This is a genomic window from Jeotgalicoccus huakuii, assembly GCF_036665975.1.
GTDB lineage: Bacteria > Bacillota > Bacilli > Staphylococcales > Salinicoccaceae > Jeotgalicoccus > Jeotgalicoccus marinus.
Map to the genome: position 1 here is coordinate 1 of NZ_JAVIYN010000013.1, position 14242 is coordinate 14242.

Sequence of the window (14242 nt, forward strand, 5' to 3'; positions counted from 1 at the left end):
CCATTGAGTAAGGCGTGTTCTTCGTCAAATATATCAGAAACTGCCTCATTGTATTCTACTTGAGTAATTTCTCCTGCCTCTTGTTGATCTGCAAGTTGTTCAACTTTGTCTTGTTGTGCTTTGGGTAGCCAGTCGAAATCATATCCACCATCTGACCAACCATCACCATCTATATCAGATTCTGCTGGTTGTAAGGTACCCCAAACGGTTTTCGCAGCGTCAAATTCAATTTCATCCGCTTCTGCTTTGTTACCGAGGCCAGTGAATGCTAACGCACCCGCGACCAATAATGAACTCAATAAAGTTACTTTCTTCATAGAAATCCCCTTCCTGAATATCTAACTTTATCTATACGGACAAAATAACACGGTAAAATAAATATTGCAATTATATTACAAAAATATTACATGAATTACACTTTCAACTTTATTATCGCTCTATTTTGGTGCATGTGGATTTTCTTTAGGATGTATGACTTGATAAGCTTCCAACTGCTCTGAATCGATTGTTCGCTCTGTAATCTCATAAGCTTCATGTAAGTTCATTTCAGATATATGGACTGAACCATCTTCATTTATATGCTCAATATAAGCCACATGACCAATTGGGCCTATGTCAGTCTGTAAAAGCGCACCTTCTTTTGGTGTGTTATTTACTATATAGCCATCTTCTTCAGCCTTATTCGCCCAGTGTTCAGCATCACGCCATGATTTTTCAATCATGTTGCCATCAGCTTTGACTTTATCGAATACATAATAGGTACATTCACCTTTGTCATAAGTGTTGTGATGCATTGGATCTCTCATTTGTCTTATATCTTCTTTAATATTTGCCATCCAAGTTGGAGGATCTTCTGCATGATAGGTATTATATAGATAGAAACCGAATAGGCCTAACAATATTATTAAAGTAACAAGTACAATATTCTTTGTATTAATTATGTGCTTCAATTTATCAACTCATTATGATTATATTTTCTGGTTATAATTTTAAAGAATACACGTCCTAGGTCAAATAAAAGGATGACCCAAGCATTTAATATCGTTTATTTTATCCACTTATGAGAAAATAAATGAAATTAATAAAGTCAGATTGCGGGGTGGCATCTTGAAGCAGCAAAGTCTTATATTTACTTATGGTCTTGTTTTTCTAATTACTGCAATTTGGGGACTTAACGTTGTATTTCTAAAGGTATTAGTAGAGAACCTTCCTCCACATACCATGACAGCATTTAGGATAATGATTGCTGGTGTAACTGCTATGCTTATCGTTATTTTTGGAAGGTCATTGAGAGCTTTAACTATAAAAGAGTGGGTGTTTACTGCTTTTGGTATGATTTTTGGGGTCATGATACACCACCTGTTTTTAGCGATAGGTTTGATGACGACGCCAGCATCAACAGGTTCACTCATATTATCTTTAGTGCCATTAGCCACAGCAATATTAGGCATGATATTTTTAAATGAAAGACTAACTAAGATGCGATCGGTTGGATTTGTTTTAGCTTTAATCGGTGTCTTCTTTATACAAGGCGGTTCATTTTCAGGGTTACAATTATCACAAGGCGAATTTGTCTTGTTTTTATCAATGTTTGCACAAGCCATTAGTTTTGTCTTTATTAAAAAGGCGACGGCGACTTTGGATTCTAAACAGGTTACAGCGATTATGAATCTTGCTGGATCATTTGGACTACTGGGTATTAGTTTGATTACTGAACCATCTGGATTGTCTGAGATGACTGATTCGACAATTGGTGTATACGGAATATTACTCTTATCCGGTGTTGTAGCGACAGGTATTGGTCATATGGTCTTTAACTCAGCTATTCAAAAAATTGGTGCTTCTAAAACTGCAATATTTAATAACTTTGTCCCATTCTTTGGTGTCGTATTCTCTGTTATTTTCTTAAAAGAACAAATAGCTGCCACCCAATTGATTGGCTTTGTGTTTATTGTCGCCGGTGTACTCTTTGGTACGGGTTATTTAGAGCGACTATGGATGAAACGTAAATTGAAAAGAGGCTAGAGATTTCAGATTCTCTAGCCTCTTATTTTATGCTGTTTTCTTTTTCTCGTTAAAATTCTTCAGCCAGATGAAGATAAGAGAAGTGATAATGATCCACACAAATATCATGCTGTAACCATTATTTAATTCTTTACTGAAGAAAAGAATTTCTTTTAATCCATCTGCATATATTCTTAAAGGTACCCAAGGATAGATATAATCTCTATAGAAATCAGGTAACATTTCCGGTGGTAATTGAATTGCTGCCATACTAAAGAACATCAAGAGAACAAATAGTACTATACTCGGAAGTTTCAGCCATTTGAGCACTGCAAAAATCATCAACATAAAGGCTGCAATTACTAGTGATAAGTACAAGGCCATTGTATTAAATGACTGATACTGAATATCCATAATTAATGTTGAAAACCAAGTTGCGAAGTATCCTGCTGTTAGTGCATAAACAAATGGTGCTATAGATTGAACTAAGTTAAAGCTGTACTTTTGTCCAAGACTATTAAACCTTTTGCCATTATCTGAGAAGTACAGCATGACTGCACCAACAATAGAAATAATCCATGTAAACGCAAGGAATGCCATTGGAATGTTTGCGAGACTTCCTGCTTCATTGACCTTAATTACCTCAGATTCAATGGGATTAGATATAGCGTCGACCATATCTGGTGAAATTGGTGAAATCATATTAGATAATCCTTGAAGTGGACTATCTGAACCTTGAGCTTCTAAGACAGGTTGCAGTTGAGATTTCATTTCTTCTGTTTTTGTCTCAATACCTGAAACAATCTGTTTGCTGATCTGCTGATTCATCATGGAGACCATATTATTTAGAGCTGTTTCGATTTGAGACGCAGCCATAGCAGAAGCGCCTTCATTAACATATATATTAATATTTGCTTTTGTCATTTCTGCAGATTGTAAGCTCATAATATTCTCTGAAAAATCCGCTGGTAGTTCTATTGCGCCATAAATATCACGTTGATCCATTGCATCTTCCATTTCATCAACAGAATCGTAAGATGTGAATGACACCATATCCGGTGCGTTTTCACTGATTTGATTTTCGATCGTTTGTCCCATTTCACCTTCATCATTAATGACTAAACCGATTGGCATATTATTCGGTTCTACCTTGACTATTGGTGAGAATGCTGGAAGCATGATTAAGGTGAAGACGATAACAAATAAAATTGGGACTAGAAAAATTTTGTTTGAATTTTTTAGTTTATCCATTTAAACACTCCTTAATGAACATATTGTTGAATAACTTGTGACTTTATTGTATTCTGCATTTAAATCAGTTGCCATAAGCAAAAACCGCCATTTTATTGAGTACTCAATATTTGAATTAAATATGTTCATTAAGAAAAGAGGGACACTATGGACCGAAGACAAAAGAAGACCAGACAAGCAATTATCGATGCGTGTTTTGATTTAATGAAAAGTAAAGACTTACATCACATTACTATTAATGATATTGCTGAAAAGGCAGATATTAATCGAGGGACTTTTTACCTACACTTTGAAGATAAGTATGACATGATGAAGCAGTTTGAAAATGAAATGATTGAGAAATTAGAGGATGTCTTTCGGAAAAACTTACCGACTGAAGACTTCAAGCAAGAGTTTTTACCATCTCGTTACGACACCTTAATTCAGGTATTGCGATGCTATGAGGAGAATCAAAAATTGATGCAGCTTATTCTCCAATCTAACTATATCAACTCTTTTGAAAAGAAATTGCAAGATAAGATGTTGTTTATAGTTGAAGGTGAATTTAGTGAACATTTACAACGAATGCATTATGATATTCCGAAAGAAGTTCTAGTGGTTGTATTTACTTCAATTTTCATCGGCTTAGTTAAATATTCATATACTTCAGAAGATGAGCTGGATATAGAAAAAACTGCAGACTATATCTTTAAAATCGTCCTACAGGGTCCTGCAAAAGTGATGGGCTTTTATGAGTCTTAAACTTTCGTTAATGTTCGTTTTAATGTGTAAATATTATCATTTTTAGTCTGCCTCCTAGTTTAATACGAACATTTTAACATAAAATCCAATTTTTATTCGTCATTTACTTGATAATTACACACCTAACCAGTAAAATGTTAGTCATATATACTGACTTTAGGAGTGTGTTTGTAGTGGAATTAATCTATCAGGGTAAGACGAAAGATGTTTTCAAAGATCAGAATGGTGACACTGTACTATATTTTAAAGATGATATGACAGGTAAAGACGGCGTCTTTGATCCAGGAGAAAACCAAGTAGGGTTACAAGTTGAAGGTTCAGGTATGGCTGGATTAGAATTGACGAGTTATTTCTTTGGAAAAATAAACGAAAGTGGCATTCCAACACACTTCCTCAGTGCTGACATTGAAAATCGCTTAATGAAAGTTCGAAAAGTGGCAGTCTACGGTAAAGGATTAGAAGTGGTATGTCGCTTTAAAGCAGTCGGCAGTTTTTACAGACGATATGGTGCTTATGTTGAAGAGGGTGCTGACTTACCTGCTTTAGTGGAAGTGACTTTAAAAGACGACGATCGCCAAGATCCTGTTATCAGTGAATCGACCCTTGAAGCTTTGGGTATTTTATCCGCTGAATCTTATAAGGAAATTACAGACTTAACTGTGAAAATCAGTGAGATTATAAAAGAAGAATTAGCCAAGAAAGACTTAGACTTATATGATATCAAGTTAGAATTTGGTTATGATGAGGAAACAGGAGAAATTTTACTGATCGATGAAATCTCCGGTGGCAATATGCGTGTATATAGAGACGGAGCGTATATTGAACCGTTGAAATTAAATGCTTATCTCTTCAATGAATAAGATAACTTGAGGGTTTACTTTTTTATATTTGAGACATTTTAAGTACAATGAAGGTAACCAATGGGGAGAGGAGCATGTTTGATGAACATTACGATTACCGATGACGCTTTAAAGTGGTATAAAGATGAAGTAGAACTTGAAGCGGGAGATAAGGTGCAATTCATCGTCCAGATATATGGGACAAGTCCAATTCGAGAAGGTTATTCTTTAGCATTTAAGATTGATAATGATGACTCTAAGAAAGCAGTGCATGTTGAGAAAGAAGATATAGAGTTTTACATCGAAGAACAAGATGTGTGGTTCTTTGATGGCTATGATTTAAAAGTCGCCTTTGATGAAGATAAAGATGAAGTGAAGTATGAGTATATAGATCAGTAGGTCAGGTATACTGGACCGGATTGATTTGTGTGCCATCGTGAAAGTAACGACGTCATATAAACAAGAGTATATCAATAAATCAACAAAAATCAGGGTAGGAAATCAACAATTTCCTACCCTGTTCTTACTTTTTAATCAAATTTAAGACCTTTTAATTGTTCTGCAAGAGCATTATTAATCGGTTCTTCTTTTTGATTCACATATTTATTTACCGTGCGCTTATCGACCTTACCTTTATTCTGTTTTTTACGACGGGCTTGGAAGGTAGATAATTTTTCTCTATGACCACATGTACAAGTGAAGATTTGTCCTTCACCTGAACCGCTCAAGGTCATTTTCTTCTTACAGTTAGGGCAGCGGGCATTGGTAGTTTTTGCGACATTTCGCTTGTAACCACATTCTCTGTCCTGACAGACGAGCATCTTCCCTTTTTTGCCTTTGACTTCAAGTAATGGCTTACCACACTCTGGGCAGTCACGACCGGACAGGTTGTCATGTTTGAAGGTTTTCTCACTGGCTTTAATGTCTGCGACAATCTCTTTGGTATGCTGTTTCATGGAGTCGATAAATTTATCCTTTTTCAAATGACCTTTTTCAATTTGCTCCAGTTGTTTTTCCCACTCAGCTGTTGTGACAGGGGATTTTAAAACCTCAGGTGCTAGCTCTAGAAGTTGCTTCCCTTTAGATGTCAGCTTAATTGCCTGGCCATTTTTCTCCAGATAAAACGTATTAAACAGCTTATCGATTATATCTGCACGTGTTGCAACAGTACCTAAGCCACCTGAAGCGGATAATGTTTTCTTATGCTGATCCGCCATATCAAAGTACTTAGCTGGATTTTCCATAGCTTGGAGTAGAGAGGCCTCTGTAAATCTTGATGGTGGGTTCGTTTCACCTGTCGATTGAATAATCTTATTAATAGAAAGGGTGTCTCCAACTTTTATGCTGTGTTCAACATCTGAAGCTGCTTCTTTATATAAAATTTTGAACCCTTGATCGATCACACGATTAAACTTACTGATAAGTGTTTCCCCACTCACCTCAGCAGTAACAGTTGTCTCTTCATATTCATAAGGTGGCAGAAGGACACTTAAGAAACGTTTAACAACCAATTCATAAATACGTTTTTCCCTTTCGGTAAAGTCAGCAAAAAATACCGGACTTTCCGTAGGAATAATGGCGTGGTGGTCACTTACTTTTTGATCGTTGACGAAGGAGCCATGGGCTTTAATCGGTGAACGTAAAATCTTTGCTGCCGGCTTGCTGAATTCTCCGTTACTGCTCGCTTGTACTCTCTCTTTTAAAGTTTCTACAATATCGGACGATAAAAACTTAGAATCTGTACGAGGGTAGGTTAAGACTTTATGACGCTCATATAAGTTTTGAGTTGTCTGTAAGGTTTCTTTAGCTGACATGCCAAAGATATTATTTGCATCTCTTTGGAGTTCTGTTAAATCGTAAAGTCCTGAGGCATGTTGCTTTTTATGTTTTTTCTGAACATCTTTAATAGTCAGTGATTTAACATTTATTTTTTCTTCTACTGATTTGACTTTCTTTTCATCAAAGATACTTGTTTTACCGGAAGGATCTTGCCATTTGAATTTAAGTACAGGTGTTTGTACATCGATACCATAATATATTCTCGGTTTGAAGTTCTTAATGGCTTCTTCACGTGCATGAATAATAGCAAGTGTTGGTGTCTGCACACGACCACAGTTGAGTTGGGCATAGTGTTTAGTTGTCAATGCTCTTGTTGCATTGAGACCGACATACCAATCCGCTTCACTTCTAGCGACGGCAGCATGGTAGAGATTAAGATATTTATTACCTGGCTGTAAGTTCTTAAAACCATTTTGAATTGCCTTATCCGTTACAGATGAAATCCATAGACGTTTGACAGGCTTATTGACCCTTGCATAATCTAAGATCCAACGTGCAACAAGCTCACCTTCACGACCAGCATCTGTCGCGATAATCACTTCATTGACATCCTTACGATTAAGCTGACTTTGAACAGCTTTAAATTGCTTGGTCGTTTTAGGTATATGAGTCAGTTTCAATGGTGTAGGTAACATAGGTAAATCATTTAAATCCCATTTTTGATATTTAGTATCGTATTTTTCTGGATCTCTTAAGGTCACCAAATGACCGAGTGCCCAGGTTACAATGTATTGGTTACCCTCTAAGTAACCATTTCCTTTCTGCTTACAATTCAGTACACGTGCGATATCACGTGCAACTGATGGTTTTTCAGCAAGTACAAGACTTTTTGCCAAAACATTCATCCTTTCATGCGTACTCTAACTATTTTTTGTAACTAGAATCATGAGGAACATCGGTCGACGGACCTCATCTTTCATTTTAGGTCGTCCTATAATTTCATCGGGTGGTAGAGTTTCTTTAAATGATTCTACAGTAAAACCAGCTTGAATCAATTGGTTGATGTAAGTTGAGAAGGTACGGTGATACTTTGTTACCGTAGATTCTAGAAATTGTGTATCTCTCTTACTCTCTATGTTGTAATAATCTATTGGCCAATATAAAGGATTACTATCGTCGTCATAGATCCAATCTTGTTCGGGACGAGATGAAAAGATAGGGTGTTCAACAGAAAATGCAAAAGTACCTCCAGTCTTTAAACATCTGTATACACTTTGACAAACTGTATCAAAGGATTCAATGTAATGAAAGGCTAAAGAACTGATGACAACATCAAAGCATTGATCTGTAAAATTAACATCTTCAATCGAGCTTTGTAGATAGGTAATATTAGGGTCATCAGTCATGTCCTTGGCTTTTCCAATCATTTTCTCAGATATGTCTACTCCAATTACTGAATGTGCGCCTTGCTCGCTTACATAGCGACAATACCAACCTAAGCCACAGCCTAAATCAAGAACTTTTTTATCTTTAAAATCCGGTAACAGTGTTTTGAACATTTCCCATTCCCCAGCACCTTTTAGTCTATTGACTGAGCGTGCCATCTGACTATAGGCATTAAAGAATTTCGGATTATCATACTTATTTTCTTTCATTGGAGCATACCCCTGACTAAGACTGTTTTATTATACTAATTTAACATGAAAAAAGCATACTGAGGGTAATCCCCAGTATGCCAAAATATCTTAACTTAATTATTTACTTACTTCGTATGACCAATTCCAGTACGTGCCATCATAATCAAAGTGGAAGTCGAAACTACCATACTTGAAGTTGAAATCATAAGGCACGTTATGAAGCGGCGCTTCATCTAAAACTTCTGGATTGTGTAGAGCTAACTTAGCGAGGTAGGCTTCATCTGTCGGTTCTGTTAATACCTTATCCTCATATAACCATGACCATTCGTTACCATCATAGCTAAAGAAGAATTCACGATTGTCATAAGTGAAATGATAATTGTAAGGTACGTCGTGAAGCGGCGCTTCATTAAGTTTTTCTGGATTGTTTAGAGCTAGATCAGCAAGTTTCTCTTCAGTCCATGGTTCAGTAATTGGTGTTTCGTCATTATTATCATTGACTGGTTCGTTTGCTGGATCGTCATATCCGTCTGGTATGCCTTTGTTTTGTTCACTTGCAAAGATATCCGCAACGGCTTCGTTATATTCAACTTGAGTAATTTCACCTGAGTCTTTTTGTACGCTTAAGTCGCTAATTTTGTCTTGAGATTCTTGTGGCATCCATGACGCATCAAAGTGTGTGTTTGCCCATCCGTCACCATCTGGGTCAGTACTACTTGGTAGATACTCTCCCCAAACTGTTTTGGCACCACTGGGTTCTTCAGCTTGGTCCGCTTGTGCTGTTGCACCTAATCCATTAAAAGCTAAAGCGCTTGCAATTAAAGCTGTACTAAATAAAGTTACTTTCTTCATTATAAGAAATATCCTTCCTGAATATCTAACTTTATTTCTACACTTAAAATAGCATATGTAATATTATATTTCAAATATGTTACAAATATTACAGAGAGATAATCACAACAAATTCTATTTGCTTCCTTTATATAAGAATATAAGATTAATATAATTGTCAAAAAATTTTCAATAAATAGGATATTTTTAGAAATTCAATTTAATTTTGACATATTTCTGTAACGACTATAAACTGGAGAAGAGATTAGATTTCATACATGCGCTTTAATATAGAAAAGAGGGGATATTATGGCTGGAGAGAAAGATGAGAAAATATTTTCGCGACGCGATTTCCTGAAGACAACAGGTGTTGCTGCCGGTGGGATTGCTGGTGGGGCACTTTTAGGAGGATTTACTGGATTTAAGTTCGGTGAAGACCAATCTGAAGGGGATTCAGCAGAGACGAATACTGGTGGAGAAACAGCTAGCGGCGAAGGTGAATCGGGTCAAGCTTTAGCGGATGCTAGAACATTCATTAGTAGACAAGAGGACTTTGCTGCACTTGCTGCGGCAACGGAAAGAATTTATCCAGAAGATGATAACGGTCCAGGTGCAATCGAGCTTGGTGTGCCGTATTTCATTGATAAGCAGCTCTATGGTACGTGGGGTACGAACGGAACAGACTATCGTATGGGGCCTTATCAACCAATGGCATCAGACACTCATGGTCGTCAGGAAAAGATGGACCGTGGTGAAATGTTCTTGATGGGTATAAGACGTATGATGGAATATGCGGTTGAAGAATTTGATGATGAGTTTGTGAACCTTGACGGAGAGCAACAAGACGAAATTCTAAAAGCATTTGAAGCCGATGAGGTTGAAATAGGTGGTATGAAATCCTCTGCCTTCTTCTCACTCCTAAGAAGTACAACTATTGAAGGCGTGTATTCTGATCCTACATACGGCGGTAACCGCAATATGGAAGGTTGGAAGATGATTCAATATCCAGGCCCACGAATGGGTTGGATGGATAAAATTATGGAAGAAGAGTTCCAAGAGATTGAACCAGAATCTCTAAGAGCGTATCAAGGAGGCGGAATGTAATGGCGACCGAATTAGATAAAGTAGACGTTGTAGTAGTCGGCATGGGTTGGTCTGGCGGTATCGTCAGTGCAGAATTAGCTAAAGCAGGCAAAAATGTAGTCGGCCTTGAAAAAGGACACAATGCGAAGCGTAGTGACTACATCGGTGTTAAAGATGAGCTTAGATTCGATAATAGATTTGAGATTATGCAATCACTTAAAGGTGACACAATTACATCCAGAAACGAAATTGATGAGACAGCCTTACCTATTCGTACAATGAAAGATATGCAACTTGGTGCCGACGTAGGTGGGGCGAGTGTTCACTGGGCAGGTGCGACGTATCGTTACTGGCCATATGAATTTGAAATCCGTAGCCAAACAATAGAACGTTACGGTGAAGATAAGATCCCTGATGATATGAACTTACAAGATTGGGGTATTACCTACGAGGAAATGGAACCCTACTATGAAAAGTGGGAAAAAACTGCAGGTATTTCTGGTGAACAGGATCCACTTGCGCCAGAGCGTAAGATGGAATGGCCAAACCCGCCTTTAAACGAAACACCATCACTTAAGTTATTTAAAGATGCGACAGCGGAACTCGGATTACACCCTTTCCAAATCGCGGCAGGGAACATGTCTCAAAACTATGAGAACCCAGACGGGGAAAAACTCAATGCATGTATGTACTGCTCTTTCTGTACTCGCGCAGGTTGTGACTTTGATGCGAAATCAGATCCACTTGCTACAGTAGTACCAACTGCACTTAGACATGATAACTTCGAATTAAGAACACGCGCAAACGTACGCCGTGTCCTTTATAACGAAGATGATCAAAGAGCGACAGGTGTTATGTATGTAGATGAGCAAACAGGTGAAGAATTTGAACAGCCTGCAGACGTTGTTGTACTAGCTGCATTTGCATTTACAAATAACCGTCTACTTATGTTGTCTGATATCGGTGAACAGTACGATCCAGAAACGCGTGAAGGTGTTATTGGACGTAACTTTAACGGTCAATATAACTCTGCTTTCCATGGTGCAATTGGTTACTTCGAAAATGAGAAGTGGAACCTTTACATGGGTGCTGGTGCACTAGGTGCAGCAGTTAATGACTATGCAGCAGATAACTTTGACCACACTGATTTAGACTTTATTGGTGGAGGCGCGATTGAGTTAAGGCAGTATGGCTTTGGTGCCATCTCCAGCAGTAATAACTATCCAAGTGATACACCAAGCTGGGGTGCTGAGTATAAGAAACAGTCACTTAAATATGCCTATAGTGCACTGCACATTTGGTATACAAGTATTGCGATGTCATACTGGCACAATTATCTAGACCTAGATCCAACTTATAAAGATGAGTACGGAGATCCTCTCTTACGTGCGACTTATAAATTTGGTTCAAACGAACGTCCGATTGGGAAGTTCGGAGTAGAAAAATGTGTTGAGATAATGGAAGCAATGGGTGCTGATATTGTAGAAGCAGACCCACTTCCAGACGAATTCGACCATGTATATGCAGGTGGACACTATACAGGTGGTGTCGTGATGGGTGCAGACCCAGAAACATCAGCAGTGAACAGCTACCTACAAATGTGGGATGTAGACAACCTATTTGTAGTTGGCGGTTCAGCCTTTCCGCAGTTCGGTGGTCACCACCCAACACCAACAATCGGTGCACTAGCTTACCGTGCAGCTGAAGGTGTTGAGCGATACCTTGAAGAGGAAGAACAACTTGTAGAACCACAAACAGAAAGTTCAAATTCGTAAATATTGATTTAATTAGTGAAGCTTTAGATTATTCTAAGGCTTCACTTTTTTGTTCGATGCTTATCTGAAAGTGTATACTGGACTTAACTTAAAATAAAGGGGATATCTTTATGTTTAAACAAGAAGAAACCGTATCATTCTTAAAAGAATTGCTATTAATTAATAGCCCAACCGGCTATACAACGAATGCCATCCGCTTTTTAAAATCTGCAGTTGAGAACATTGGTTATGAAACAGAGGTTACTCCAAAAGGTAATTTAATTGTCAGTGTTGAAGGTGAAGATACAAATGCCACTAGAGGCCTAAGTGCACATGTGGATACTTTAGGTTTAATGGTGCGTTCCATTAATAGTGATGGAACTTTATCCCTTACTAAATTAGGAGGTCCACTTACACCTACTTTAGACGGAGAATATTGTGACATCATCACAAGGGATAATAAGGTGTATACGGGAACTATACTTTCTAAGTCACCATCGATTCATGTGTTTAAGGATGCTGCAACCAAAGAAAGAGATATCGATAACTTAGTGGTTAAACTCGATGAACGTGTAGAAAGTAAGGAAGATGTACAGAAGCTAGGTATACAAAATGGTGATTTTATCGCCTATGATCCAAAAGTGTTTGTCACAGATTCTGGCTTTATTAAATCGAGATTCCTAGACGATAAAGCCTCAGTAGCTCTGTTAGTAAGTATCTTAAAAATGCTAAAAGATGAAAATATTAAGCCGAAGACGAATTTGAAGTTTATCTTCTCTACTTATGAAGAAGTCGGGCATGGTGCAGCTTGGATTCCAGAAGAAATCACTGAACTCCTAGCAGTTGATATGGGTTGTATTGGCCTTGATTTAGACTGTACTGAATATGATGTGTCAATCTGTGCTAAAGATTCCTCAGGACCGTATGATTACGAACTGACGTCTCAACTGATTGAATACGCTAAATTAGAGGACTTGAATTACGCAGTGGATATTTACCCGATGTACGGTAGTGATGCATCAGCAGCATTATCTGGAGGGGCAAACATTAGAGCAGCCTTAATCGGACCAGGTGTCTCTAGCAGTCACGGCATGGAAAGAACGCATGTAGATGCCTTGAAGAATACATTTGAACTTATTAAAAAATATATTGAGAACTAGGTGATCCAAATTGGAATTGCAAGAATTGTTGAAGATTTTAAAAGAAAATCAAATACTACCATAAGGTTCAAAAGAAAATGCGGAAATGCAAAGTGTCTCAGCTGAGACCAGATTGTTATGTCAAAGACTGAACAATGGTATTCATACAGACGATGAGGCAAGAGAGATAATGTCTGAAATTGTGGGTTATAAACTAGATGAAAGTTTTAGAGTCTTTCTACCATTTACGACTGACTTTGGAAAGCATATTAATATTGGTAAGAATGTATTTATCAATTCAGGCTGTCGTTTTCAAGATCAGGGCGGTATAACAATCGGAGACGGTAGCTTGATTGGTCATAATGTTGTGATGGCGACAATTAATCATGACTATGATCCGACTGACCGTGGAACGATGCATCTTAAACCGATTAACTTAGAGAAAAATGTTTGGATTGGCTCAAATGTCACCATCTTGCCAGGTATTACGATAGGTGAAAACTCAGTTGTTGCAGCAGGTTCTGTTGTGACAAAAGATGTCGCACCAAACACTATTGTGGCAGGTAATCCAGCAAAATTTATGAAAAACATAGAGGATAAAATCCAATAAAATTATGGTTTTTCAGTTAGTGATGTGGGTAATGAAAAGTAAGACCAGTTTCAGAAGGTGATTTTAATGTGCGTAAGTTAGAGGATTTTACCTTTAAATTTTTATTTCCAGCAGTCCTTGTGAATTTTATAGTGCTTGATTTTTTGCATGAACACGAATGGGTAACTTTCGGTCTGCAGTTTGGGCCACTTATAGCGGTCATCGTTTTTATCTTGTTGATGGCTGTTTTAGAAAGACGTCCATCTGACGAGGTAGAGGAAATAAAAGAAGATAAGAGAGAAGGTCGGAACCGATACTTATTCATTATTATTTTGATAGTTTCTCTAAATCTATTTTGGGGTGAGCCACGTTTGCCCATCCTCGATATTTCACGATTTGAATTTTGGCTTTGTTTGATTATTTTACCCATAGTTATTGAATTTGATTTTAAAAAGAAAACTGACAACATAAGAGGTTAATTATAAAAGAATGGCATCTGCACTTTGCAGATGCCGTTTTAATTTGTTTATCATACGCGCCAAAGAGAGTCCGCCATTGGCGCACAAACAGAAATACGCGCCAATGAGAAGCCGCT

General features: G+C 37.6%; 14 protein-coding genes and 1 pseudogene. 9 read left to right on the top strand and 6 right to left on the bottom strand.

All coding sequences use genetic code 11. From position 1 onward, the window contains the following. Together V6E76_RS07695 and V6E76_RS07700 are read right to left on the bottom strand one after the other, a co-directional pair. Positions 1-317, bottom strand: a pseudogene (locus tag V6E76_RS07695) (hypothetical protein); the annotation flags it as partial. A 120-nt stretch (positions 318-437) separates the two neighbouring features. Next, positions 438-950: a CHAP domain-containing protein gene (locus V6E76_RS07700; protein ID WP_247351866.1), complete on the bottom strand. Its 513-nt coding sequence runs from the start codon at positions 948-950 to the stop codon at positions 438-440. 157 nt (positions 951-1107) lie between these two features. Here V6E76_RS07700 and V6E76_RS07705 point away from each other — a divergent pair, with 157 nt between their 5' ends. After that, positions 1108-2025, top strand: a complete 918-nt coding sequence (locus V6E76_RS07705) for a DMT family transporter (protein ID WP_026866997.1) — start codon at positions 1108-1110, stop codon at positions 2023-2025. 27 nt (positions 2026-2052) lie between these two features. Here V6E76_RS07705 and V6E76_RS07710 read toward each other — a convergent pair whose 3' ends face one another. Next, on the bottom strand, positions 2053-3255 hold the full coding sequence (locus V6E76_RS07710; protein ID WP_247351868.1) for an ABC transporter permease: 1203 nt from the start codon (positions 3253-3255) through the stop codon (positions 2053-2055). 147 nt (positions 3256-3402) lie between these two features. Between V6E76_RS07710 and V6E76_RS07715 the strand changes: the two genes are divergently transcribed. The 3 genes from V6E76_RS07715 to V6E76_RS07725 all read left to right on the top strand — a co-directional run bounded on the left by V6E76_RS07715 (position 3403) and on the right by V6E76_RS07725 (position 5234). Beyond that, positions 3403-3996, top strand: coding sequence for a TetR/AcrR family transcriptional regulator (locus tag V6E76_RS07715; protein ID WP_026866999.1), 594 nt, complete (start codon positions 3403-3405; stop codon positions 3994-3996). A gap of 173 nt (positions 3997-4169) precedes the next feature. Then, positions 4170-4856, top strand: coding sequence for a phosphoribosylaminoimidazolesuccinocarboxamide synthase (locus V6E76_RS07720; protein WP_166626415.1), 687 nt, complete (start codon positions 4170-4172; stop codon positions 4854-4856). Positions 4857-4916: 60 nt separating this feature from the next. Continuing rightward, the gene (locus V6E76_RS07725) at positions 4917-5234 is read left to right on the top strand and encodes a HesB/YadR/YfhF family protein (RefSeq protein WP_499797757.1); all 318 of its coding nucleotides are present in this window, start codon (positions 4917-4919) and stop codon (positions 5232-5234) included. Between the two features lie 131 nt (positions 5235-5365). Here V6E76_RS07725 and V6E76_RS07730 read toward each other — a convergent pair whose 3' ends face one another. The 3 genes from V6E76_RS07730 to V6E76_RS07740 form a co-directional block, all read right to left on the bottom strand. After that, complete coding sequence (locus tag V6E76_RS07730) at positions 5366-7510, bottom strand: DNA topoisomerase III (RefSeq protein WP_198687242.1); 2145 nt, start codon at positions 7508-7510, stop codon at positions 5366-5368. 24 nt (positions 7511-7534) lie between these two features. Further along, on the bottom strand, positions 7535-8269 hold the full coding sequence (locus V6E76_RS07735; protein WP_198687243.1) for a class I SAM-dependent methyltransferase: 735 nt from the start codon (positions 8267-8269) through the stop codon (positions 7535-7537). A gap of 99 nt (positions 8270-8368) precedes the next feature. Beyond that, positions 8369-9103 (bottom strand): hypothetical protein, encoded by a 735-nt coding sequence (locus V6E76_RS07740; protein ID WP_198687244.1) that lies wholly within the window; start codon positions 9101-9103, stop codon positions 8369-8371. Positions 9104-9391: 288 nt separating this feature from the next. Here V6E76_RS07740 and V6E76_RS07745 point away from each other — a divergent pair, with 288 nt between their 5' ends. From V6E76_RS07745 to V6E76_RS07765, 5 genes are all read left to right on the top strand, one after another. Then, the gene (locus V6E76_RS07745; RefSeq protein ID WP_198687245.1) at positions 9392-10186 is read left to right on the top strand and encodes a gluconate 2-dehydrogenase subunit 3 family protein; all 795 of its coding nucleotides are present in this window, start codon (positions 9392-9394) and stop codon (positions 10184-10186) included. Further along, positions 10186-11940 (top strand): GMC family oxidoreductase, encoded by a 1755-nt coding sequence (locus V6E76_RS07750; protein WP_198687246.1) that lies wholly within the window; start codon positions 10186-10188, stop codon positions 11938-11940. The genes V6E76_RS07745 and V6E76_RS07750 overlap by 1 nt, the downstream gene beginning before the upstream one ends. Before the next feature lie 110 nt (positions 11941-12050). Beyond that, positions 12051-13079, top strand: coding sequence for a M42 family metallopeptidase (locus V6E76_RS07755; protein ID WP_247351870.1), 1029 nt, complete (start codon positions 12051-12053; stop codon positions 13077-13079). Between the two features lie 85 nt (positions 13080-13164). Next, the gene (locus V6E76_RS07760) at positions 13165-13668 is read left to right on the top strand and encodes a sugar O-acetyltransferase (protein WP_156889162.1); all 504 of its coding nucleotides are present in this window, start codon (positions 13165-13167) and stop codon (positions 13666-13668) included. A 68-nt stretch (positions 13669-13736) separates the two neighbouring features. Beyond that, a complete protein-coding gene (locus V6E76_RS07765; protein WP_026867006.1) occupies positions 13737-14126 on the top strand; it encodes a hypothetical protein in 390 nt (129 codons plus the stop codon). The last annotated feature ends 116 nt before the right edge of the window (positions 14127-14242 follow it).